This window comes from Chenggangzhangella methanolivorans (assembly GCF_042648545.1).
Classification (GTDB): Bacteria; Pseudomonadota; Alphaproteobacteria; order Rhizobiales; family Methylopilaceae; genus Methylopila; species Methylopila methanolivorans.
In genome coordinates this window covers 84,750-107,659 of record NZ_JBHRXS010000004.1, presented here as the reverse complement: position 1 = coordinate 107,659, position 22,910 = coordinate 84,750, and the positions used below count along the sequence as shown (strand labels likewise).

At 68.8% G+C, this 22,910-nt stretch carries 17 protein-coding genes and 2 pseudogenes; 11 read left to right on the top strand and 8 right to left on the bottom strand.

The window, feature by feature from the left end:
• From ACFOWB_RS05770 to ACFOWB_RS05745, 6 genes and pseudogenes are all read right to left on the bottom strand, one after another.
• Window positions 1-878: pseudogene (locus ACFOWB_RS05770) on the bottom strand (hypothetical protein); the annotation flags it as partial.
• A gap of 499 nt (window positions 879-1,377) precedes the next feature.
• Window positions 1,378-1,667, bottom strand: a pseudogene (locus ACFOWB_RS05765) (GIY-YIG nuclease family protein).
• A 423-nt stretch (window positions 1,668-2,090) separates the two neighbouring features.
• Entirely contained in the window at window positions 2,091-2,813 is a 723-nt protein-coding gene (locus ACFOWB_RS05760) for a MotE family protein (protein WP_261404203.1), read from the bottom strand.
• Window positions 2,810-3,370, bottom strand: coding sequence for a DUF6468 domain-containing protein (locus tag ACFOWB_RS05755; protein WP_261404204.1), 561 nt, complete (start codon window positions 3,368-3,370; stop codon window positions 2,810-2,812). The genes ACFOWB_RS05760 and ACFOWB_RS05755 overlap by 4 nt, the downstream gene beginning before the upstream one ends.
• Window positions 3,370-4,515: a flagellar motor switch protein FliM gene (fliM, locus tag ACFOWB_RS05750; RefSeq protein ID WP_261404205.1), complete on the bottom strand. Its 1,146-nt coding sequence runs from the start codon at window positions 4,513-4,515 to the stop codon at window positions 3,370-3,372. The genes ACFOWB_RS05755 and fliM overlap by 1 nt, the downstream gene beginning before the upstream one ends.
• Before the next feature lie 19 nt (window positions 4,516-4,534).
• Window positions 4,535-5,092 (bottom strand): flagellar basal body-associated FliL family protein, encoded by a 558-nt coding sequence (locus tag ACFOWB_RS05745; RefSeq protein WP_261404206.1) that lies wholly within the window; start codon window positions 5,090-5,092, stop codon window positions 4,535-4,537.
• A gap of 299 nt (window positions 5,093-5,391) precedes the next feature.
• On the opposite strand from ACFOWB_RS05745, the gene flgF reads away from it, so the two are divergent.
• The 5 genes from flgF to ACFOWB_RS05720 all read left to right on the top strand — a co-directional run bounded on the left by flgF (window position 5,392) and on the right by ACFOWB_RS05720 (window position 9,595).
• On the top strand, window positions 5,392-6,135 hold the full coding sequence (flgF, locus tag ACFOWB_RS05740) for a flagellar basal-body rod protein FlgF (protein WP_261404207.1): 744 nt from the start codon (window positions 5,392-5,394) through the stop codon (window positions 6,133-6,135).
• A 31-nt stretch (window positions 6,136-6,166) separates the two neighbouring features.
• Window positions 6,167-6,955 carry a flagellar basal-body rod protein FlgG gene (gene flgG, locus ACFOWB_RS05735; protein WP_378146185.1) on the top strand — a complete coding sequence of 263 codons (789 nt, stop codon included), beginning with the start codon at window positions 6,167-6,169 and terminating at the stop codon, window positions 6,953-6,955.
• Window positions 6,956-6,960: 5 nt separating this feature from the next.
• Complete coding sequence (gene flgA / locus ACFOWB_RS05730; protein WP_261404208.1) at window positions 6,961-7,920, top strand: flagellar basal body P-ring formation chaperone FlgA; 960 nt, start codon at window positions 6,961-6,963, stop codon at window positions 7,918-7,920.
• A gap of 11 nt (window positions 7,921-7,931) precedes the next feature.
• A complete protein-coding gene (gene flgH, locus ACFOWB_RS05725; protein WP_261404209.1) occupies window positions 7,932-8,699 on the top strand; it encodes a flagellar basal body L-ring protein FlgH in 768 nt (255 codons plus the stop codon).
• A 287-nt stretch (window positions 8,700-8,986) separates the two neighbouring features.
• Window positions 8,987-9,595 carry an N-acetylmuramoyl-L-alanine amidase gene (locus ACFOWB_RS05720; RefSeq protein WP_378146183.1) on the top strand — a complete coding sequence of 203 codons (609 nt, stop codon included), beginning with the start codon at window positions 8,987-8,989 and terminating at the stop codon, window positions 9,593-9,595.
• Between the two features lie 70 nt (window positions 9,596-9,665).
• On the opposite strand, the gene ACFOWB_RS05715 is transcribed toward ACFOWB_RS05720, so the two are convergent.
• Window positions 9,666-10,856, bottom strand: a complete 1,191-nt coding sequence (locus ACFOWB_RS05715) for a PQQ-dependent sugar dehydrogenase (RefSeq protein ID WP_261404212.1) — start codon at window positions 10,854-10,856, stop codon at window positions 9,666-9,668.
• A gap of 329 nt (window positions 10,857-11,185) precedes the next feature.
• Here ACFOWB_RS05715 and ACFOWB_RS05710 point away from each other — a divergent pair, with 329 nt between their 5' ends.
• The 3 genes from ACFOWB_RS05710 to ACFOWB_RS05700 all read left to right on the top strand — a co-directional run bounded on the left by ACFOWB_RS05710 (window position 11,186) and on the right by ACFOWB_RS05700 (window position 16,088).
• Window positions 11,186-12,547, top strand: a complete 1,362-nt coding sequence (locus tag ACFOWB_RS05710) for a flagellar hook protein FlgE (protein WP_261404213.1) — start codon at window positions 11,186-11,188, stop codon at window positions 12,545-12,547.
• Window positions 12,548-12,693: 146 nt separating this feature from the next.
• The gene (flgK, locus tag ACFOWB_RS05705; protein WP_261404214.1) at window positions 12,694-14,523 is read left to right on the top strand and encodes a flagellar hook-associated protein FlgK; all 1,830 of its coding nucleotides are present in this window, start codon (window positions 12,694-12,696) and stop codon (window positions 14,521-14,523) included.
• Window positions 14,524-14,531: 8 nt separating this feature from the next.
• A complete protein-coding gene (locus tag ACFOWB_RS05700; RefSeq protein WP_261404215.1) occupies window positions 14,532-16,088 on the top strand; it encodes a hypothetical protein in 1,557 nt (518 codons plus the stop codon).
• Window positions 16,089-16,287: 199 nt separating this feature from the next.
• Here ACFOWB_RS05700 and ACFOWB_RS05695 read toward each other — a convergent pair whose 3' ends face one another.
• The gene (locus ACFOWB_RS05695) at window positions 16,288-17,808 is read right to left on the bottom strand and encodes a sulfatase (RefSeq protein WP_261404216.1); all 1,521 of its coding nucleotides are present in this window, start codon (window positions 17,806-17,808) and stop codon (window positions 16,288-16,290) included.
• 313 nt (window positions 17,809-18,121) lie between these two features.
• Between ACFOWB_RS05695 and ACFOWB_RS05690 the strand changes: the two genes are divergently transcribed.
• The 3 genes from ACFOWB_RS05690 (at window position 18,122) to ACFOWB_RS05680 (ending at window position 22,904) form a co-directional block, all read left to right on the top strand.
• Entirely contained in the window at window positions 18,122-19,717 is a 1,596-nt protein-coding gene (locus ACFOWB_RS05690) for a flagellin N-terminal helical domain-containing protein (protein WP_261404217.1), read from the top strand.
• Window positions 19,718-19,903: 186 nt separating this feature from the next.
• On the top strand, window positions 19,904-21,487 hold the full coding sequence (locus tag ACFOWB_RS05685; RefSeq protein ID WP_261404218.1) for a flagellin N-terminal helical domain-containing protein: 1,584 nt from the start codon (window positions 19,904-19,906) through the stop codon (window positions 21,485-21,487).
• Window positions 21,488-21,665: 178 nt separating this feature from the next.
• Complete coding sequence (locus ACFOWB_RS05680; protein ID WP_378146178.1) at window positions 21,666-22,904, top strand: hypothetical protein; 1,239 nt, start codon at window positions 21,666-21,668, stop codon at window positions 22,902-22,904.
• Window positions 22,905-22,910 lie beyond the last annotated feature (6 nt).

Sequence of the window (22,910 nt, the reverse complement as noted above, 5' to 3'; positions counted from 1 at the left end):
AGCGTCGCCGGAAAGGCCGCGGCGGCCGCGTCATGCGCGGTCTCGGCGTGGCCCGTCTCTGCGTGGCCGGCGTCGGCCCCCTCTGCGCGCGGCGCGGGACGGTCGATGTCGAGGATGAAGTCGTCGCCGTCGCGGAAGCCTCTCGCCTCGCCCGCGCCCTTGGCCGGCACGTTCACCACGATCTTGTCGCCGAGCTTTTCGGAGGTGAGCCCCGCGAAGTCGAGCGGCAGGAGCGCGCGGGCGGCGGGGGCGTCGAATCGATAGGACGCGCCGATCACGACCCGCACCTTGTCGCCGAGCCGCTTGAAGTCGACGTCGACGTCGCCGCCGAGGCCGAACACGAGCCGGTTGAAGGTCGGATGGGTCGCGCCCTCGAGCGTCAGCCGCGCGAGCGGCCGGGCGGCGCGCCGGGCTTCTTCGGCCCGGAGCTCGCGGCCGGCGCGGGCCTCGCGGGTGAGGTTCGCGATCACGTCGGCGGGCAGCGGCGGCGGCAGCGACTTCCAGCTCGGCGGCAGCAGGTCGACGAACAGCGTCTCGCCGGCCTCGTTGACCGCGAGCTTGACCTGCGTCTGCAGCGCGATGCGGATCGCGGTGCCGTCCGGATCGAGGCGCACGACGCTCGCGAGCTTGCCGAGGCCGCGCGCCAGGCCCTCGGCGTCGAGCGTCACGGGCTCGTCGAAGGAGACGATGAGGATGGAGTTCGCGATGCGCACGTTCGGCTTGGGCAGCCGGTCGAACGCGAAGGAGATGCGGGCGTAGCCCTCGGGCGCGATCGCGGCCGAGACGGCGCCCGTGGCGGCCGCCATCGCGGGCGCTGAGACGCCGATCGCGAGCGCGAGCGTCAGGCCGGCCATCGCCGCGCGCGTCCGAAACGCCACCTGTCCCGCTCCCGTCGCATCACGGCGGCGCGTCCGCCGCCTTGTCCAGAGAGCGACTAAAGACAGAAAGCCGTTGGCGAGACGTTACCGCGACCCCGAAGCTTCAAGGTCGAACGCGATGAGATCGCGCATGCACCGCCGTCATGCCCGGCGACGGCCGGGCGTCGGCGACTTTCCGGGAGCGTCGAGCGCTACGCCGAAGTCGTGGATACCCGAGCGAAGCTCGGGCATGACGGGTGGCGGAATCGGCAGATCACACCCGCCGCCGTCATGCCCGGCGGCAGCCGGGCATCCACGACTTTCTGGGATCGTCGAGAGCTGCGTCGAAGTCGTGGATATCCGAGCGAAGCTCGGGCATGACGGATGGCCGAATCGGCCGATCACATCCGCCGCCGTCATGCCCGGCGGCAGCCGGGCGTCCATGACTTTCCGGGATCGTCGAGCGCTACGCCAAAGTCGTGGATACCGAGCGAAGCTCGGGCATGTCGGGTGGAACGGTTTACGCGCAGATGTCCGGCCAGAGGTCGCGCCAGTCAGGATTGGCGTCGTGGATCAGGCGCACCTTCTTCGCCCGCGAAGGTGCTTGAGGTCCTTCTCGCGCGCGATCGCGGCGCGGATGTAGTCATGCGCCTCGAACCAGACGAGCGCCTTGAGGCCATAGCGCTTGGTGAAACCCTCGGCGGCGCCGGATCGATGCTCGAAGACGCGGCGGACAAGGTCGTTCGTGACGCCGACATAGAGCACGCCGTCCTTCCGGTTGGTCATGATGTAGGCGAAGGCGGCGTACATCCGCAGATGCTGCTGGCTTTCGTGAGTGCGCGCAACGTCTGGCGGCGGCCGGGCGGCCGCGACTTTCCGGGAGCGTCGAGCACTACGCCCAAGTCGTGGATACGCAAGCGAAGCTCGGGCATGACGGGTGGCGGATCTCGCCGATCACGCCCGCCGCCATCATGCCCGGCGGCGGGCGGGCGTCCATGACGTCCTAGGAACGTGAAGCTCTACGCCCAAGTCGTGGATACCCGAGCAAAGCTCGGGCATGACGGGTGGCGGAACTAGCCGATCACACTCAACACTGTCATGCCCGGCGGCAGCCGGGCATCCACGACTTTCCGGGATCGCCGAGCGCTACGCCCAAGTCGTGGATACCCGAGCAAAGCTCGGGCATGACGGTGGCGGAACTCGGAGATCACGCCCGCCGCCGTCATCGCGCCCTCAGCGGTTCGGGCGGCCCTCGATCTTGGGCAGCTCCGCGGGCAAGACCGAGGCGGTCTCGGCGATGGGCGGCGAGGCCTCGCGGCGGGCGAGCGCCACGGTCAGCTTCTGCGCGGCGTCGGGCTCCATCACGCCCATCACCACCGAAAGCGTGCGCGGCTTCATGCGCGAGGCGACGTCGAGCAGAACCTGGGCGTCGAGCTTCTCGAAGATGCGCGCGGCCTCCTTGGGCTTCATGCCCTCGTAAAGGATCACGAGCTCCTTGAACTTGGTCTGCTCGAGCTCGGCGCGGCGCTTGTCGGCGTCGCCGATCGCCTGCTCGAGGCGCTTCAGCTCGTTGAGGCGATCGTCGAGCCGCTTCTCGGTCGCCTTGAGCGTGGCCTCGCGCATGTCGAGCTCGCTGGTGCGGGCGTCGATCGCCTCGCGCCGCTTCGACAGCGCCTCGGTCAGCGCCTTCTGCGAGCTCTCCTCGACGGTGAGCTCGCCCTTCGCGTCGACCGGCGGCTTCTCGACCGGACGCGGCTGGACGGGCGCGCCTTCCTTGGCGCCGTGGTCGTCGGCCACCGCAGGCTTTTCGGCGCCGTGCGAGGCGCTCGCGGCGGCGGCCGGCGGCACGAACAGATAGCTGGTGTGGGTCGCGATCCCGATCGCCTTCAGGCCGAGCAAAGCCGCGGCCGCGGTGATGACGACCGGCATCAGCCGGATGCGGGACGCAGCGCTCACGAGGCGCTCCCCATGCTCAGCGCACGAATGCGGTTGGAGAAGACTTCAGCGGCGGCGGCGGCCGCGGCCGAGGGGCTGAGCGCGGCTTCGGCGGCGCGGCGCGCCTCCTCGGCGGCGCGCTGGGCCTCGGCCTCGGCCTCGGCGCGGCGGCGCACCTCCTGGCGGATCTCCTCGCGGGCGGCCTTGACGCGCTCGACCTCGGCGGTCTCGGCCTCGCGCTGGGCGTGGTCGCGCGCGGCCTTGGCGATCTTGGCGATGCGCTCGATGACCGCCTCTCCCTCGCCGAGCTGGCCGGCCATCTGCTCCGACAGCGTCTCGGCGCGGCCGAGACGGTCGGCGAGCGTCTCCTCGCTCTGAGAGACGGTGGCGCGCAGCGCCGCGATCGAGCGCTCGGCCGCATGGGTCGCGGTGACGAGCTCGACGATGGTGTCGCGCATCGTGGTCTCGTCGGCGCGCAGGCGCCGGAGCTTGCGGTCGAGCACCGCGCAATAGGCGATGGTGGCGATCAGCAGGACGGCGACGAGCGACTCGATCGCGAGCCCGACCACGTTCTCCATCACGAGGCCTCCTTGCGGATCTGGCCCGCCGCCTCGAAGGCCGCGAGCGTGGTGCGCGAGGGGCGCAGCGGAGCCGCGATCTGGATCGCGACCTTCTCGCCCGAGCGTCCCATGCGCGCATGGGTCAGCACCTCGTCGCCGCAGCGCAGCTCGACGAGCGCGTCGGGCTTCACGTCCAGCATCAGCGTGTCGCCGACGTCGAGGTCGAGGATGGTCTTGAGCGGCAGCCGCTGGTCGTAGAGCACGGCGTGGACCTCGGTGCGCGCGGCCCAGATCTCGGTCGCCAGATGCCCTTCCCAGGTCGCGTCGCGGCCGAACTTCTCGCCCATGAACTGCTGCATCAGCACGTCGCGGATCGGCTCGATGGTGGCGTAGGGAATCGCGATGTGGATCACGCCGCCGCGCTCCTCCATGTCGACGCGCAGCGTGACGAGGATCGCGGCGTTGGCCGGCCGGGTGATGGTGGCGAACTTGGGATTGGTCTCGAGCCGGTCGAACGAGAAACTGACCGGGGTCACGGGCCGGAACGCGGCCTCGGCGTCTTCGAGCACGACCTCGACCATGCGCTGGACGATCGAGGTCTCGATCGTGGTGTAGGGCCGGCCCTCGACCTTCATCTTCACCGAGGCGTTCCGCCCGCCGAGCAGCACGTCGATGATCGAATAGGTGAGCGCGCTGTCCACCGTCATCAGCCCGAAGCCGTCCCACTGCTCGGCCTTGAACACCGAGAGGATGGCGGGCAACGGGATCGAGTTCAGATAGTCGCCGAAGCGCACCGACTTGATCCCGTCGAGCGAGACCTCGACGTTGTCGGAGGTGAAGTTGCGAAGGCTCGTCGTGAGCAGCCGGACCAGCCGGTCGAACACGATCTCGAGCATCGGCAGGCGCTCGTAGGAGACGAGCGCCGAATCGATGATGGCGCGGATCCCGGACTGGTCCGCGAGGCCGAGCGCATTGGGGTCGAAGCCGAGAAGGCCGTCGACCTCGTCCTGGTTGAGCACGCGGTCGACCGCCTTGCGGGCGCTCGGCGGCTCGGCCGAGGCGTTCCAGTCGGCCGAATCGGCCGCGGCCGGTCCGCCCTGCTCGGAGAGCGCGGCCTCCCATTCGGCCGCAATGTCGTCGTCGCTCTGGGTTCCGCCGGCCATAACTTTAAGCCCCGCCGCCCTACTGGACGATGATTTCCTTGAACAGAACGGCGTCGACCTTGGCCGGCGCCACCGCGGTGTTGACGCGGCGCAGCAGCTCTTCCTTGAGGCGATACACCCCGGAGGAGCCGCGGATGTCGTCGGGCCGGAGCTCGCGCAGATGCGTCTGGAAGCTGTCGAGCACGCGCGGCATCATCGGCTTGATGGTCTCGGCGGACTTCGCCTCGTCGACCTCGAGCGCGACCGACAGGCGCACGTAGCGCTGCTTCTCGCGGTCGACGGTGGCGAGGTTCACGGTCATCTCCGGCAGGTCGACGAAGGCCGCGCCTGCGGTCTCGGCTCCCTTTTCGCCATGGCCGCCGCCGTGGCCGCCCTCGGCCTTCTCCTCGCCGTGGCCGCCCGAGGCCTCGGCGTGGGCCTCGCCGTGGCCGTCCTCCTTGCCGCCCTTCATCATGAAGAACGCGCCGCCGCCGCCGATGAGCAGCGCGGCGGCCGCGGCGCCCGCGATGATGATGAGCTTCTTCTTCGACTTGGGCTTGCCCTCGGCGGCCGCGCCGGCTTCGTTCTCGTCCGCCATGTCAAAGCCTCCGCGGCGTGGATGACGCCGCGCTCCGTCGCCGCCGACGGGTTCGCCGGCCATGGTTAACGGATAGGTCCCAAAGGTTAACGAAGCCTTGCGACCCGGCAAAAGCTGCCGGGCAAATTGCGCCGGGCGGGCGGCCGCGACCTGTTTCTGCCGGGTGGGTTTCTCTGAATTTTCGTTCAAATTCGAACGATTCATCCATCTGGCACGCCGGCTGCAATGGTTCTGGCGACGGATCGCAGGTCGGGGAAGGACAGGCGAACGTCGTTAAGACAGCGGCTCGGGAGCGTGTGGTGGAAAACGCCTCTCTTGTCGGGTTGTCGCGGCAGGTCGCCCTGCGGCGCGAGCTCGACGTGATTTCGAACAACGTCGCCAACATGAACACCTCTGGCTTCAAGGCCGAGGAGATGACGTTCGGCGAGTATCTGATGCCCAAGGCGCGGGACGACACGTTCCAGCGCCGCGACCGCACGCTGTCCTTCGTCGAGGATCTCGCCACCTGGCACGACCAGACCGCCGGCGCGATCCAGACCACAGGCGCCGACACCGACGTCGCGATCGACGGCGAGGGCTTCTTCGTGGTCGAGGGCGCGGGCGGGACCCGCTACACCCGCAACGGCGCGTTCCAGATCAACTCGCAGGGCGTGCTGGTGACGTCGGAGGGCGCCCGCGTGCTCTCGACCTCCGGCCCGATCCAGCTCGGCCCCAACGAGCGCGGGCTCACGATCTCCTCCGACGGCACGATCTCGACCAACGAGGGCGTGCGCGGAAAGCTCCGCGTGGCGCGGTTCTCGAGCCTGCAGGACCTCTCCAAGGAAGGCGCGAGCCTGTTCCGCTCCGACGCCGAGCCGCAGGAAGCCACCGCCCGCGTCCGCATCGTCCAGGGCGCGATCGAGAAGTCTAACGTCAAGCCGGTCGCGGAGATGAGCCGCCTCGTCGAGGTGACCCGCGCCTATGAGAGCGTGACCTCGCTCCTGTCAAAGCAGGACGAGATCCGCCGCGCCGCGATCGAGAAGCTCGCCGAGGTGCCGTCGTGACCGCCGCCTCCAACACCGCAGGAGCCGCCTGATGCGCGCGCTGTACACCGCCTCTTCGGGCATGGCGGCCCAGGAGCTCAACGTCGAGCTCATCTCGAACAACATCGCCAACATGCGCACCGCCGGCTTCAAGCGCCAGCGGGCCGAGTTCCAGGACCTGCTCTACCAGTCGATGCGCCGCGTCGGCTCGTCGAGCTCGGACGCCGGCACCGTGCTGCCGACCGGCGTCGACATCGGCTCGGGCGTGAAGCTCGTCGCCACGCCCCGCGTCATGAGCCAGGGCACCGTCTCGCCGACCGAGAAGACCTACGACGTCGCCATCCGCGGCGAGGGCTTCTTCCAGGTCGAGCTGCCGGACGGCACCACCGCCTACACCCGCGACGGCTCGTTCGAGCTCGACCCGAACGGCCAGCTCGTGACCGCCGACGGCTACACGGTCTCGCCCGGCATCACGGTGCCGAACAACACGATCTCGGTCGCGATCAGCGCGGCCGGCCAGGTCGAGGCGACGGTGGCGGGCCAGACCGCGCCGCAGGCGCTCGGCCAGCTCCAGCTCGCCCGCTTCATCAACAAGTCGGGCCTCGAGGCCAAGGGCGACAACCTGTTCCTCGAGACCGAGGCGAGCGGCGCGCCGCTCCAGGACGTTCCCGGCGGCGAAGGCTTCGGCACGCTGCTGCAGGGCTATCTCGAACAGTCCAACGTCAACGCCGTGACCGAAATCTCCGACCTGATCGCCGCCCAGCGCGCCTACGAGATGAACTCGAAGGTGATCTCCTCGGCCGACCAGATGCTCCAGAACGCTTCGTCGATGATGCGGTGAGGACCATGACCCGCTTCGCCTGCGCGCTCGCGCTTCTCCCCGTCCTCGCCCTGCCTGCGCTTTCCTCGCCCGCTTTCGCGCAGCCGACGCTGCGCGCCGAGGCGCTGGTCTCGGGCGAGATCGTCACCGTCGGCGACCTGATCGACGGCGCCCACGGCCTCGAGGGCGTGGCGCTGTTCCGCGCGCCCGATCCCGGCCAGACCGGCCCGCTGCCGGCCGCCGCCGCCATCGCCGCCGCCCGCCGCGCCGGCGTCCAGGGCGTCGAGGCCAACGGCGTGCGCGAGGTGTTCGTCACCCGCGCGAGCCGCGAGGTCAGCCTCGAGCAGATGACCGGCGCGATCACCGCGCGCGCCGCCACCGACTATGGCTGCGACGTCGAGGCCGTCGAGACCACGCTCGATCCGGAAATGGCGGCCGTCCATCTCGACGCCGGCGTCTCCGGCGCGCTCGAGGTCGCGCGCTTCGTCGTCGATCTCAAGACCGGCCGGTTCGACGCGCTGCTCCAGGTCGCGGGCGCGGCCCGCGGGACGGCGCCGATCCGCGTCACCGGCGCGGCCGTCGAGACCGTCGAGGTCGCCACGCTCTCCCGCGCGCTGTCGCGCGGCGACATCGTCTCGGCCGCCGACGTGCGCGCCGACCGCCGCCCCAAGGCGCAGGCGCAGGACGCGCTTCGCCCGACCGAGGTCGCGGGGCTCGCGGCCAAGCGCGCGCTTCGCGAAGACCAGCCGCTGCGCTCGGGCGACCTGATGCGCCCGCAGCATGTCGAGCGCGGCGCCTTCGTCACGCTCATCTACGCCACGTCGGGCGTCTCGCTCTCGCTCAAGGCCAAGGCGCTCGCCGCCGGCGCCGCCGGCGACCTCATCACCGTCCAGAACCTGCAATCGAAGCGCGTCGTGAACGGCGTGGTCACCGGTCCCTCCGAAGTGACCGTGACCTCCGCCCCGACCGCCCTCGCCCGTCGCTGAGGAAGGCTCCCATGTCCACGCGTCAGTTTTCCGGGCGTCGCCTCGCCCTTCTCGCCCTGCTCGCCTGCTCCGCGGCGCCGCTCGCCGCCTGCAACACGGCCGACCGCCTCTCCCAGATCGGCAAGGAGCCGGCGCTGTCGGCGATCGACAACCCGACCACCCAGCCCGGCTACAAGAAGGTGTCGATGCCGATGCCCGAAGCCGTGCCGGTCTCCTACGCGCCGAACTCGCTGTGGCGCGGCGGGGCCAAGGGCTTCTTCAAGGATCCTCGCGCCAAGCAGGTCGGCGACCTGCTGACCGTGAAGGTCAACATCGCCGACAAGGCCGAGATCGAGAACGCCACCAAGCGCTCGCGCACCAACGCCGAGCAGTCCGGCGTCAACAACCTGCTCGGTTTCGAGACCAAGGTCGCCAAGATCATGCCGGGTGGGTTCGATCCCTCGAACCTCGCCAACGCCTCCTCGAGCTCCTCGAGCGCGGGCGAAGGCTCGGTCGACCGCAAGGAGACGCTGACCACCAACGTCGCCGCGGTCGTGACCCAGGTGCTCCCGAACGGCTCGCTCGTCATCGAGGGCAAGCAGGAGATCCGGGTGAACTTCGAGATCCGCGAGTTGATCGTCGCGGGCATCGTGCGCACCGAGGACATCGACGCCGACAACACGATCCCGTCGGAGAAGATCGCCCAGGCCCGCATCGCCTATGGCGGCCGCGGCCAGATCACCGACGTGCAGCAGCCGCGCTACGGCCAGCAGGTGATGGACGTGCTGCTGCCCTTCTGACCCATCCGACGCATCGAACTTCGCGGGAGCGGCTCCACCCAGCTCCCGCGGACCGCGGCCTTTCGGGCGTCCACCCGCCCGAAACGTCCGCCCGACCGCGGCCGCCGGCTCCCCCCGGCGGCCGTCGGCGTTTCCGTCCGACGAGGCCGGCGACGCCGGGCCCGACTACGTACGTGTTCGCACGCCCTATCGCTCTCTAAAGTTGTGTTTGTAAGTTTGCACAACTTAAACGGATATTCGAGACGCAGCCGCAATCGGCGCGCGTCCCAGCCCGCGGAGGAGAGCGCATGGTGTTTTCGGTCAACAATCACCGGCTGATGGCGAACGGCGCGCCGGCGCCCTTCGTGGCGAGCCCGAACCGGGGCGCGGCGCTTCAGCCGCTCTACCTGATCCTGCATTACACCGCGGGCCTGAGGGCCGACGGCGCGATCAGCTGGTTCCAGAACCCGGCGGCGCAGGCCTCCGCCCATCTCGTGATCGACCGCGACGGCGCGACGACCCAGATGGTCGAGTTCAACCGCATCGCCTGGCACGCCGGCAAGAGCTCCTGGAGCGGGCTCGACGGGCTCAACAAATATTCGATCGGGATCGAGATCGCGAACGCCGGCAGGCTGAGCAAAGGCGCGGACGGCAAGTGGCGCAACTGGGCCAACAACGTCGTGCCGGACGCCGACGTGATCGTCGCCACCCACAAGCACGAAAACACGCCGGCGGGTTGGCAGCGCTACACGGCGGATCAGATCGAGGCCGTCATCGAGATCGGCGTGGCGCTGCACCAGAAGTACGGGTTCGCCGACGTCCTCGGCCACGAGGACGTGTCGCCTGGCAGAAAGGTCGACACCGGTCCCGCTTTCCCGATGGGCAGCGTCGCGGGGAAGATCATGGGGCGGAAATAGGCCGCGCCCCGACCACGCCACGGCGGATCGCGGCCATGCCGCGCTCCGCTTTAGGCGGTCGACGCGACGCTCAGCTCCGCGCCTTCGCCTTTTCCGGCTTCAGGCGCAGGATGCCGCCTTCCTCGCTGTCGGTGAGGACGTAGAGCAGCCCGTCCGGGCCCTGCCGGACGTCGCGGATGCGCTCGCCGAGGTCGTTGAGCAGGCGCTCCTCATGCGTGACCTTGGCCCCGTCGAGCTCGAGCCGCGCGAGCGTCGGGATAGCGAGGCCGCCGACGAAGGCCGAGCCCTTCCAGGCCGGATAGGCGTCGCCCGTATAGAAGACGAGGCCCGAGGCGCCGATCGAGGGCACCCAATAGTGCACCGGCTGCTCCATGCCCTCCTTCTCGGAAGGGCCGATGTCGGTGCCGGAATACTCCTTGCCGTAGGTGATGACCGGCCAGCCGTAGTTCTTGCCGGGCTCGGGGCGGTTCAGCTCGTCGCCGCCGCGCGGGCCGTGCTCGGTCGTCCAGAGCTTGCCGTCCGCCGGGTTGATGGCCGCTCCCTGAACGTTGCGGTGGCCGTAGGACCAGATCTCGGGCTTGGCCTTCGGGTCGTCGGCGAAGGGGTTGCCGGCCGCCGGCTGGCCCTCGCGCGTGAGGCGCACGATCTTGCCGAGCGTCTCGTCGAGCGCCTGGCTCTTGACGCGGAACTCGCGGTCCGAGCGCTCGCCGGTCGTCACGAACATCGTGTTGTCGGCGGCGAAGACGATGCGCGAGCCGAAATGCTTGGTGGAGGCGTATTTCGGGGCCTGGCGCCAGATCACCTCAACGTCTTCGAGCCGCGCGCCGTTGGCCGCGAGCTTGCCGCGGGCGAGCGCCGTGCCGTTGACGCCGCCTTCGCCGGCCTCGGAGAAGGTGAAGTAGACGAAGCGCGTGTCGGCGAAGTCCGGCGCGACCGCGACGTCGAGCAGGCCCCCCTGCCCGCGCGCGTCGACCTTGGGCATGCCGGTGACCGGCGCCGACAGCTTGCCGTCGGGCGAGGCGATGCGCAGGCGCCCGGCCTTTTCGGTCACGAGCATCTTGCCGTCGGGCAGGAAGGCGAGGCCCCAGGGCCGCTCCAGCCCCTCGGCCACCGTCTCGATCGAGAACGACTGCTTCTCCGAGGCGACGACCTCGGAGGGCTTCTTCGACTGCGCGAGCGCGAGCGAAGCCCCGCCCGCCGCCACCGCCGCGACCGCGGCCGCCGCCATCAGCGCTTTCCTGCCAGCGTACGGAAACGCCATGTCGAAGCTCCTTGGCCGAAGGTCAGGTCGTCGGGCGCGAGCCGCCGCATGGCGACTGGTCCCGTTCACGGCGGCAGATATGTCCCAGACGATCGAGATCAAATCACGACGGATCACGCGCGTGTCATGGAGGCTCGCCGCGCCCGGCGCTTTCGCCCCGGCAGTTCTTGCCGCCCGGCAACGGCTACATGGACCCGGCGAAAGCGCCCATCCAATAAGGCTTTGATTCGAAACGATTTTCAATATGGCCCACGGCTTGCTCCGGGGATCTCGGGAATTTTCGTGGCGCCATGGGGCCCACGTCCGGGGTCGCTGTTCTGGAGACGGCAATGGGTATCTTCAACGCTCTGCAGACCGCGGTGAGCGGGCTTCAGGCCCAGTCCTTCGCGCTCGACAACATTTCGGGCAACATCGCGAACTCGCAGACCGCGGCCTACAAGCGGACCGACACCTCCTTCGCCGACCTCGTGCTCGGCGGCGACCTCAACTTCCGCCGCCAGGTCTCGGGCTCGGTGCAGGCGTTCTCGCGCCAGACCAACGATGTCGGCGGCGTGGTGCAGCCCGCGAACTCTGGCACCTCGATCGCGGTCAACGGACAGGGCTTCCTGATCGTGGCCTCGAGCCTCGGCGACCAGAACGGCTCGCAGGACTTCAGCGGCGACCTCTACACCCGCCGCGGCGACTTCGAGTTCGACCGCAACGGCTATCTGGTCAACGGCGCCGGCTACTACCTGAAGGGCATCGCGGTTGATCCGGTCACCGGCAACCGCGTCGGCTCGACGCCCGAGCCGATCCGCCTGCAGAACGACAGCTATCCGGCGACCGTCACCAGCTCGATCAACTACCGGGCCAACCTGCCGACTGAGCCGCAGACCACCAATTACGACGCGGCCGACCCGAACTCCTGGCTGCTCGACGGCACGATCACCGGCGACGTGACGGCCGACCAGAGCACGGCGTTCATGGCGAGCACGATCCCGGGCGACGCCATCACGGTCTACGACAGCACCGGCGGCGCGCATGACGTGCAGTTCCGCTGGGGCAAGACCGCGAACGGCGACCCGACGGCGACGCCGCCGACCGAAGACACCTGGGCGATGTTCTACCAGTCCGACACCAACGCGACCGGGACCGACACGGCCTGGACCAAGGTCGGCGACTACAGCTTCGACGCCAAGGGCGCGCTGACCTCGCCGGTCGGCGGCTCGACCACCATCACGGGCATGACGCTGAACGGCGCGAACATCGGGAACGTCAGCGTCGACAGCGGCACGGGGCTGACCCAGTACGCCGACAGCAACGGCACGACGACCACCAAGGCGATCTCGCAGAACGGCAACGCCTCCGGCACCGCCCAGAGCGTCGAGATCGCGGACGGCGGCAAGGTCAACGTGACCTATTCGAACGGCAAGACCCGCACCTTGTTCGAGGTCCCGGTCGTGACCTTCACGGCCGAGAACCGCCTAGCCCATCTCGACGGCGGCGCCTACGCCCAGACGGTCGCCTCCGGCGCGCCGCTCAGCGGCGACGCGTCCGGCGCGATCGTCGGCTCGGCGATCGAGCTGTCGAACGTCGACATCGCGGACGAGTTCACGAAGATGATCGTCACCCAGCAGGCCTACTCGGCCAACACGCGCGTGGTCTCCACCGCAGACGACATGCTTCAGGAAACGTTAAGCATGATCCGCTGAGGTAAATCACCTCGACGGCAAAGTAAGGCATCATCGTTTCGCCAGAGACGGAGCGGAAGACGCTCAATCGGCTTCTTTCGCTTCGTCTCCTTTTGTCCTGAAACGGCCTCGCCACGTGCGCGGCCGGACAGTCCGGGAGACGGGCAATGGGTCTGTCGAGCGCGCTCGGCGCAGCCCTGTCGGGGCTCAAGGCCAGCCAGGCCGGGCTCGACCTCGTGGCGTCCAACGTCGCGAACGCCAACACGGTCGGCTACGTCAAGCGCAGCCTCGTCACCGAGCAGTCGGTGGCGGGCGGCGTCACGACCGGCGTGCGCGTCGACGACATCCGCCGCGAGCTCGACGCCTATCTGCAGCGCCAGCTCCGGACCGAGTCCTCGGGCGCGGCCTACGCCTCGACCCGCGCCACCTATCTCTCCCAGCTCCAGTCCACCTTCGGCACGCCCGGCGGCGACCTCTCGCTCGACACGCTCGTCTCGGACTTCTCGAGCTCGCTCGACGCGCTCGCGACGACGCCCGACAATCAGGCGACGCGCGCAGGCGTCCTCGCCGCGGCGCAGACGCTCGCCCAGCAGCTGAACGCCGCCTCGACCGACGTGCAGGCGCTCCGCTCGCAGGCCGATCTCGGCATGAAGTCGGGGGTCGACCAGGCCAATGCGGCGCTGAAGACCATCGAGAAGCTCAACAAGGACATCACCGTCGCGCGCGCCAACGGGCAGACGCCGACCGGGCTGCTCGACCAGCGCGACCAGGCGATCGACGCGCTGTCGGGCCTCATGGACGTCAAGATCGACGAGCTCGCCGACGGGCAGCTCCGCATCAAGACGCAGAGCGGGCTGTCGCTGTTCGAGGGCGGGGTCGCGGCGACGCTCGAATTCGAGCCGACCTCGACGATCGTGGCCGGCGACTCGGTCGCGAACGGCTCGCTCGGAACCATCAAGCTCACCCGTCCCTCCGGCTTTTCCGCCGACCTTCTCGCCGACGGCGCGCTGCGGTCCGGCGCGCTGAAGTCGCTCGCGGATCTGCGCGACAAGACGCTGCCGCAGGCGCAAGGCCAGCTCGACGAGCTCGCCGCCAACCTCGCGCAGGCGTTCAGCTCGAAGACGGTCGCGGGAACGGCGATCACGGGCGGCGTCGACCTCACGACGCAGAACGCGCTCGCCGGCGACCGGCTGAGCGTCTCCTACACGTCAGGCGGCGTCACGAAGTCGGTGACGATCGTCAATGTCGGCGACCCGTCGGCCCTGCCGCTCGACGACGCGCTCACCGCCGACCCGAACGACACGGTGATCGGCGTCGACTTCTCCTCCCCGACCGCCGCCGCCGACCTCGACGCGGCGCTTGCGGCCAAGGGGATCGCGATCGACGCGAGCGCGAGCGCGACCGGCTTCGCCTTCACCTCCGGTGATCCGGCGCTCATGATCGCCGGCGGCTCCTCGAAGCTCACCGCCACGGCGCTGTCGGGCGACGGGCTCGCGATTCCGCTGTTCGTCGACGGCTCGGGCTCCAAGCCCTTTTCGGGCAGCCTCGACGGCGGCTCGCAGCAGGCGGGCTTCGCGGCGCGCATCACGGTCAATCCGGCGCTTCTGGCCGACGACTCCAAGCTCGTGGCCTATGACGCGACGACCGCGGCCGGCGATCCGGCGCGCGCCGAATATCTGCGCGACGCGCTGACCGCCGACCGCAGCTTCTCGGCCTCGAGCGGCCTCGGCTCGACGAACCGGCCCTTCACCGGCTCGATCGCGGAGTTCGCAAACGGCGTCATCGCCAACCAGGCGAGCGCGAGCGCGTCGGCGACCCGCGTCGCCGACGGCCAGTCGCTCGTCGTCTCGACGCTGACCGACAGCTATTCGGCGGCCTCCGGCGTCAACACCGACGAGGAGATGGGTCGCCTGATCCAGCTCCAGACCGCTTATGGGGCGAACGCCCGCGTCATCTCCACCGTGAAGGAGATGATGGACATGCTGATGAACATCTGAGGGCGCTCATGACGTCGATCGGGCCCTACGCCGCAAGCGGCATCGGACGGCCAAGCCTCACCAGAGCGCTAGCCGACATCAACTCGAACCTCGACAGCCTGTCGGTGCAGCTTGCGACCGGCAAGGCCTCGCAGAGCTATGCGGGCCTGGGCGACGGCGCCGCGACCTCGCTCGCGATGCGTTCGAAGCTCGGCCAGATCGCGTCCTACCAGTCGGTCAACGCGACGGTGAACACGCGCGTCTCGTTGATGAACACGACGCTCGAGCGGCTCGACGACCTCGCCGCCGAATACAAGCTCACCGACCCGAACGAGTTCATGCTGACGTCGGGCTCGGTCACGATCGCGCAGAGCCAGGCGGCCGTCGACCTCAAGGAGGCGATCGCCGCGCTCAATCTCGACGTCGGCGGCCGCTACGCGTTCTCCGGCCGCTCGACCGACGTGAAGCCGGTGATCTCGGCCGAGGCGATGCTCGCCGACGACGGCCAGAAGGCGGGCCTGCGGACCGTGATCTCCGAGCGCAAGCTCGCCGATCTCGGCGCGGACGGGCGCGGACGGCTGTCGGTCTCGGCCGCCTCCGGCGGAAGCTTCTCGGTGTCGGAGACCGGCGCCGGGCCGTTCGGCTTCAAGATCACCTCGCTCTCCTCGTCCATGACCAACGGCGTCGCGAGCGGCCCGACGGGCACGCCGCCTGCGGTCACGCTCGGCTTCACGGGCCAGCCGAACGTCGGCGACCAGGCGCGCGTCGGCCTCACAATGCCGGACGGCACCACCACCGAGATCACGCTTTCGGCCAAGGGAGCCGACGACTCCTCCGCGCTCCAGAGGGGCGAGTTCCGCATCGGCGCGACCCCGGAGGAGACCGCGGCCAACATGCAGGCGGCCTTCGACGGCGCGCTCAAGACCGCGGCCTCGACCGAGCTCACCTCGGCGTCCGCCATGCAGGCCGGAACCGAGTTCTTCGACGTCGCGCCGGGCGCCGAGCCCTCGCGCGTCGCGGGCTTCGACGGGACCTATGCAAGCGACGCCGAGCGCATCGCGGCGCTCCAGTCCGCGACCTCGCTCGATTCGACCGGCACGGCCGACAAGACGGTCGCCTGGTATGTGGGCGACGACGCCGCCGGCGACCCGCGCCTCACGGCCGCGGCCAAGATCGACGACGGCATCAGCGTCGCCTATGGCGCGCGGGCGAACGAGGACGGGCCGCGCCGCGTGGTGCAGACGCTCGCCGTGTTCTCCGCCATGACGTTCTCGGCCGACGACGCCGACGCCAAGGGGCGTTATGCGGCGCTCGCCACCCGCACGGTCTCGACGCTCGGCGACGCCAAGGCCTCGAGCGACATCCAGACGATGGCGGTCGACCTCGCGCAGGTCTCGACCTCCATCAAGGCCGCGAACACGCGCCACTCGGCGTCCAAGACCATGGCCGAAAACCTGATCTCGAACGTCGAGGACGTGTCGAAGGAAGAGGTCGCGGCCAAGATCCTGTCGCTGCAGAACCAGCTGCAGGCGAGCTATCAGGTGGCCGCGAACCTCAGCCAGCTCTCGCTCGTCAACTTCCTCTGAACGACGTGAGGCCGACGTGAGCGGGCGTGCTAAGCGCCGGGGCTGACGGCGGAGGGACCGTCATGCCCGCGCGCAGCGCGGGTATCCACGACTTCGGCGCAGAGCTCCACGATCCCAGAAAGTCGTGGATGCCCGGCCGCCGCCGGGCGTGACGGCGGCGGGAGACGCAGCCGCGGCGGAAAACGCCCCCTCGCCCGGTTCAGTCGTCGTCGTCGGCCGCCGCGACCTCGGACGACTTCGCGCCAAGGGCCGGCGGCGCCGGCGTCTTGGGGACGCGCTCCAGCATCTTCGCGACCCGGTCCCGCTCGCTCTTTCGCTCCGCCAGATTGGTCCATTCGTAAGGATCGACGCGGTGGTCGTAGAGCTCGAGGTCGCCGTTTCCGTAGGCGATCAGCCGGTGGCTCTCCGTGCGCACCGAGAAATGCAGGTCGCGCCGCGCCTTTGAGATCTTCGCCGGATCGTCTCCGTCGACGTCGAAGGCCCAGGACGAGACCACCGCGTCGCGCGCGCTTTTGGCCTTTCCCTTCAGGAACGCCGCATGGTCGGCGCCGTCGATGTCGTCGGGACGGTCGACGCCGGCCAGGCTCGTCAGGGTCTTGTAGAGGTCGGTGGTCGAAAACAGCGCGCGGCTCGCCCGCGGCTTCACGCCCGGGCCGGCGAAGATCACCGGCACGCGCAAAGCGCGCTCCCAGAGCGTGAACTTCTGCCACGTGCACTTCTCGCCGAGCTGCCAGCCGTGGTCGCTCCAGACCACGACGATCGTGTTCGAGGCGTTCGGGCCCTTCGCCAGCCCGTCGAGCGCGACGCCGATCGCGTCGTCGGCCTCGGCGATGCAGGCGAGGTAGCCCTTCACATAGGCCTTCCACGCGCCCTTGCCCGCGATGTCGAGATGGTCCGAATAGCGCTGCCGCGCCATCGCGCGCCCGGCCTCGGGCAGATCCTTGACGTCCTCGTTCCTGGCCATCGCGCTGTGAAGCGTGTCGAGCGCGCCGAGCGGGTACGGCATCTCGTCGGCTTGGGGGAAGCGGTCGAAATAGGTCTGCGGCGCGACCCATTTGGGATGAGGCTTGCGCAGGCCGAAGGCGGCGAAGAACGGCCGGTCGTGGCGTTTGGAGAGATGCTTCTCCACCATGAGCCTCGCGCAGCGCATGTCCTCGGTCTTTTCGCGCGTTCCTTCGGCCCGCCAGATCAGCGGCTCCTTGCCGGTGTCGGCCCATTGCGGCCGCGGCAGCGGGTCGGTCCATGAGGCGGGATCGTTGGGCGCTGTGTTCCAGCGCCAGTCCATGTGATGGATCTTGCCGGTGTAGGTCGTGAGGTAGCCTGCGTCCTTGAAGGCGCGCACGAGCGAGACGCGGTCGGGCGCGACCCGCGGCCAGTTCAAGCAGGCGTTGGTGTAGATGCCGGTGCGCCACGGATAGCGCCCGAACAGGACCGCGGCGCGCGCCGCCTGGCAGACCGGCGCGTCGGCATAGGCGCGGTGGAGGCCGACGCCCTGCCCCGCCAGCCGGTCGAGATTGGGCGTGGAGGCGAGCGGATAGCCGCCCTGCCACCCGGTCCAGTCGTTCATGTCGTCGATCGCGACGAAGAAGACGTTCGGCCGGTCGCCGCCTTTCGGGGCCCTGGCGACCGCAGGCGCCGCCATCGCCGCCGCGCCGAGGGCCGCGCCGGCCGCGGCCTCGGCTCCGTTAACGAGCAACCGCCGCCGAGTGAGTGGTTCCACGTCCGCGCTCCCCCCAAAACCGCAGGACGGCGGACGCTAGCAAGTTTTTATATAATGTCTATTGATTTAGTATTTTGTATGTCGCCTTTGGCCTGGCATGCCTGCGTTTCTTGGGGCTGGGCGACCGTCGCGGCCATGCGGCCAAACATGACGCCAAGGCCTTGAAAACGCTCCATTAACCATACGGCTCGCTTTGGCGCGAAGCCGTGGAATCCCGGAGGTCGAATTAACTCCTGCTTAGAGGGCCGGGCCCGATTGTCCGCACGTGCTTCAGGACGAGGCGCTTCAAAACTCCTAGGACAGGAGAACTACCATGGCTGAGATCACCCTCAATTCCGCCGTTCGCTCGAACCTGCGCACCCTGCAGTCGACGACGGACCTCATGAACCGCACCGAAGAACGCCTCTCGACCGGCAAGAAGGTCAACTCGGCGTTCGACAATCCGGCGAGCTTCTTCACCTCTCAGGCCCTCGACCGCCGCGCGAGCACCTTTAACAACCTGCTCGACTCGGTCTCGAACTCGGTCCAGACGCTGAAGGCCGCGGACAACGGCATCACCGCCATCAGCAAAGTCGTCGAGTCGCTCAAGGCCACCGCCCGCAGCGCCGTGCAGTCGACCCAGGCCGTCACCTCGAAGGCGTCGGTCACCTCGGCCGCGATCGCCAACCTGTCCGAGTCGAACCTGATCGGCGGCACCTTCACCAACAACTCGGCGACGGGCACCGCCGTCCTCAACAACAACAGCACCACGGCCGTCGCCATCACCGGCGCGACCAAGCTCTCGGGCGCTGCGAGCACGACGTCGGACAGCCTGGCCAGCGGCATCGCCGCCGGCGAGTCGATCACGGTCAACGGCACGAAGATCGACTTCGTGTCCTCGGGCGCGACCGGCAACCAGGTGAACATCACCGACGACGTCACGACCCTGATCCAGAAGATCGACAGCATCACCGGCGCCTCGACCGCGTCGTCGGTCACCGCTGGCGCGATCAGCATCTCGACCGGCACCAACCAGGATCTGACGCTCTCGGGCAGCACCGGCACGCTCGCCAAGCTCGGCCTCACCGCCGGCACCACGGCGCGCACCGCCCCGACCGACGTCAACCTGCAGAACCAGTCGCTGACGGTTCAGGACAAGAACGGCGTCAACCGCACCGTGACCTTCTCGCGCGGCGGCATCGACACCCTCGACAAGCTGAACAAGTTCTTCGACGACAACAACATTGACCTTCAGGGCACGGTGGCCGTCGACCCCGCGACCAAGAAGGGCACGCTGACGCTGCAGACCACGAACGCCGCCGCCGACTCCACCCCGGCGACGCTGACCGGCTCGGCTGTCGCCACCGGCCAGGCCTTCAACGGCGCGGCGACCTTCTCGACGCCCGTCGTGGGCGGCGCCGGCAAGGACGTCCGTGACAGCTTCGTCAAGGACTACAACAACGCGCTGAAGCAGATCTCGACGCTCGCGAAGGACGCCAGCTACAACGGCGTGAACCTTCTGAACGGCGACGACCTCGACATCGTGTTCAACGAGGACGGCTCGTCCAACCTGAACGTCAAGGGCGTGCAGTTCGACGCCACGGGCCTCCAGCTCGGCGACCTGCAGAACATCGACTTCTACGACTCGAACTCGATCAACGACGTTCTCAGCGCTCTCGACGACGTCTCGTCGAAGCTCGAGACCCAGTCCTCGAAGTTCGGCTCGCAGCTGCAGATCGTCCAGACCCGTCAGGACTTCACGAAGGACATGATCGGCACGCTCGAGGACGGCTCCGCCGCCCTCACCTCGGCCGACACCAACGCCGAAGCCGCGAACCTGGCGACCCTCCAGACCCGCCAGTCGCTCATCGTCTCGGCGCTGTCGATCTCGACCAGCCAGGAGCAGAACGTCCTTCAGCTTCTCCGCTGATCGACGCCTCCTCCGAAACGAAAGAAGGGCGGAAGCTTCGGCTTCCGCCCTTTTCTTTTGCTCAGTTTTCAAGGCTTGACGGCGAATGAACAGGAAGCCGTTAACCATTAACTCCTGATTAAGGTTAACAGACTACTTTGGCCATTGCGCCCATCGGAGGCGTCTCCCGACTGGAGCGATTTGGCCATGGCCGACGTGGTTCTCAATTCAGCCGTTCGTTCGAACCTGCGCACGCTGCAGTCGACGACCGAGCTGCTCAACCAGACCGAAGAGCGCCTCGCCACCGGCAAGAAGGTGAACTCGGCGCTGGACAATCCAGCGAGCTATTTCACGGCGAACGCGCTCGATCGAAGGTCGTCCGACCTCTCGAGCCTGCTCGACAGCGTGGCGAACTCGATCAAGACGCTCGAGGCGGCCGACAACGGCATCCGGGCCATCACCGAAATCGTCGAAGGCCTCAAGGCGACGGCGCGAGCCGCGCTTCAGTCCCCGCTCGCGGTCTCCGAGAAGGCGGCCGTGACCTCGGGCGACCTCGGCGACGGCGCGACCTCGAAGAACCTGCTCGGCGGCGCGGTCCAGAACTCGCCGACGTCGGGCCAGGTCAGCTTCACGTTCGGTTCGGCGACGACGCTGACGGACGCCGCCGACACGCTGACCTTCAACATCGCAGTCGACGGCGGCGCCGCGACCCCGATCACCATCGACCAGGCGGCCGTGCAGGCGGCCGGCAACGGCGACAACGTGATCGACAGCCCCGCGGAGCTGCGCCAGATCCTCGGCGCCAAGCTCGGCCCGAACGTCAGCGTCGGCGGCGCCGGCAACGCCGTCACCATCTCGTCCAACACCGCCGGCGCCAGCTCCTCGATCGCGATCACCGGCTACACCGAGACCGACACGAACAACAACACGACCGACGGCACCGGCCTCGGGAACCAGACCAACACCGGCCTCGCCGCCACGACGACGCCGAGCGTCCTCGACGGCAAGAGCCTCGTGGTGAAGGACAAGAACGGCCAGAACGTCTCGGTGATCTTCGGCTCGGCGATGGGCCAGGTCGACAGCATCGAGGAGCTGAACAAGTTCTTCGACGACAACAACGTGCTGCTCGACGCCACCTTCGACATCAACACCCATTCGCTCAAGATCTCGGCCGACAACTCGATCGCCAACTCCACCCCGCTCGACATCGGCGGCTCGGTGGTGGGCGCGGGCAAGCCGTTCACGAACAGCGCCTTCTCGGCGCCGGTCCTCGACGAGGCGGCCGCGCTCAAGCGCGCCAACTTCGCCGACGACTTCAACGACTCCATGAAGGAGATCAACAACCTCGCCAAGGACGCCAACTACAACGGCGTCAACCTGCTGATGGGCGACGATCTCGACGTGATCTTCAACGAGGACGGCTCGTCGAAGCTCGAGGTGAAGGGCGTGACCTTCGACGCCGACGGCATCGGTCTCGCGGCGATCTCCGACAGCCAGTTCTACGACTCCGGCTCGATCCAGGAAGTTCTGGACCGGCTCGACGGCGCCTTCCAGACCATCGAGGCGCAGTCCTCGAAGTTCGGCTCGCAGCTCCAGATCGTGCAGACCCGCGAGGTCTTCACCAAGGACATGATCGGCACCCTCGACGACGGCGCCCACATCCTGACCGCCGCCGACACCAACGAGGAAGCCGCCAACCTCGCGACCCTGCAGACCCGCCAGCAGCTCATCGTCTCGTCGCTGTCGATCTCGACCCAGCAGGAATCGGCGGTCCTCCAGCTTCTCCGGTAAGCCAGAGCGCCATCTGAAAGGCCTCCGAAGACGGGCGGGACATCGGGTCCCGCCCGTCTTCGTTTGAGCGCTGTCGCGAGCGTCGGCCGGACGCCTCGGAACAGGAACCAAGGGACGATTGTCATTTCCGCGCCCGGCGCGCCAAAATCCGCGATCAGTCGCGGATCGCGGGGGCGTGATGCTCGTTTCTCTCCGTCTTCGCCTCACGGGCGCCGCCCTAGGCGTCGCGCTGGGAAGCGTCGGCGCGGCCGACGCCAGACCCAAGGTCACCCCGACGAAGGCCTTCGAGGTCGGCGCCGGCGCCATGTCGAGCGCAAGGGCCGTAGCCGGCCTCAAAGCCGGCGGCGCGCTCTACGCCTACGCCGAGGGCAAGGACCTGTTCGTGCGGCCCGTCGGCGCCGACGGCGCGCCGGGCCGGCCGTCGCAGCTCTCGTTCCGGGGCCATTCGGAGTTCGGCGTGTCCGAGGCCTCGATGGCGCTTCTGAAGAACGGAAGCGTCGCCGCCGCCTGGACCGCCGGCACGGGGCTGCGCGGCGCGGTGTTCGCGCGCGTCGCCCGGCCGGACGGACGGCTGGTCTCGGCCGAAATCGAGGTCTCGGCCGACCCCCTGCTCAATTCCACGAGCCCGTCCGTCGCTGCGCTGTCCGGCGGCGGTTTCGCGGTCGTCTGGCGAAGCGCGTCGGACACCGGAAAGGTCGCGATGAACGTCCGGATCTTCGACGCTTCCGGCGGAGCCGTGGGCGGATTGACGAAGATCGCCGCGCCGAAGAACAGCAGCTTTTCGAGCCTGTCCATCGCCGCTCTGGGAGCCGGCTTCGTCATGGCGTATGTCCGCCGCGACCAAAACTTGGTCCGCGTGCTCGCCCAGCAGTTTTCGGCGGCCGGCAAGGCCAAGGGACAGCCGATCCGGCTCGACGAGCAGAACGACCGGTTCCACGAGAACGTCCGGATCGCGCCGCGCGCCGCAGGCGGCTTTGCGGTCGCCTGGCAGGAGAACGTCTATTCGGGCGCGGTCGACGTGCCGATCGTCGTGGACACGACGCTCAGGGGCCGGTTCCTGACCGCCAAAGGCGAGCCGGCGGGGCGCATCGCGATCGAGGACACGGTCAAGGAAAAGTCCCTCGAGCGCGCCCATGCGCTCGCCGACACCGCCGCGGGGCTGCTCGTCGCCTGGCACCTGCTGACGCCGAAGTCCGACGACAAGAGCGACAACGACATTCGCGGAACGCTCGTCTCCGCCGCCGGCGTCCCGGGCCCGGTCGCGCGCCTGACGAAGACCTCGGCGGCCGGCGAAACGATGCCGCGGCTCGCCCCGCTCGCCAATGGCGACGCCGCGCTCGGCTTCACCGCCGCGCCCTACGAGGGCGACGAGGATCCGCACGGCGCGAGGGGCGCGCTCCTCAAGGCCAAGCCCTGAGACGGC

Coding starts and splice junctions, on each gene's coding strand:
- ACFOWB_RS05755 (WP_261404204.1), bottom strand. CDS start 3,370: ATGGAGAACGTGGTCGGGCTCGCGATCGAGTCGCTCGTCGCCGTCCTG.
- fliM (WP_261404205.1), bottom strand. CDS start 4,515: ATGGCCGGCGGAACCCAGAGCGACGACGACATTGCGGCCGAATGGGAG.
- ACFOWB_RS05745 (WP_261404206.1), bottom strand. CDS start 5,092: ATGGCGGACGAGAACGAAGCCGGCGCGGCCGCCGAGGGCAAGCCCAAG.
- flgG (WP_378146185.1), top strand. CDS start 6,167: ATGCGCGCGCTGTACACCGCCTCTTCGGGCATGGCGGCCCAGGAGCTC.
- flgA (WP_261404208.1), top strand. CDS start 6,961: ATGACCCGCTTCGCCTGCGCGCTCGCGCTTCTCCCCGTCCTCGCCCTG.
- flgH (WP_261404209.1), top strand. CDS start 7,932: ATGTCCACGCGTCAGTTTTCCGGGCGTCGCCTCGCCCTTCTCGCCCTG.
- ACFOWB_RS05720 (WP_378146183.1), top strand. CDS start 8,987: ATGGTGTTTTCGGTCAACAATCACCGGCTGATGGCGAACGGCGCGCCG.
- ACFOWB_RS05715 (WP_261404212.1), bottom strand. CDS start 10,856: ATGGCGTTTCCGTACGCTGGCAGGAAAGCGCTGATGGCGGCGGCCGCG.
- ACFOWB_RS05710 (WP_261404213.1), top strand. CDS start 11,186: ATGGGTATCTTCAACGCTCTGCAGACCGCGGTGAGCGGGCTTCAGGCC.
- flgK (WP_261404214.1), top strand. CDS start 12,694: ATGGGTCTGTCGAGCGCGCTCGGCGCAGCCCTGTCGGGGCTCAAGGCC.
- ACFOWB_RS05700 (WP_261404215.1), top strand. CDS start 14,532: ATGACGTCGATCGGGCCCTACGCCGCAAGCGGCATCGGACGGCCAAGC.
- ACFOWB_RS05690 (WP_261404217.1), top strand. CDS start 18,122: ATGGCTGAGATCACCCTCAATTCCGCCGTTCGCTCGAACCTGCGCACC.
- ACFOWB_RS05685 (WP_261404218.1), top strand. CDS start 19,904: ATGGCCGACGTGGTTCTCAATTCAGCCGTTCGTTCGAACCTGCGCACG.
- ACFOWB_RS05680 (WP_378146178.1), top strand. CDS start 21,666: ATGCTCGTTTCTCTCCGTCTTCGCCTCACGGGCGCCGCCCTAGGCGTC.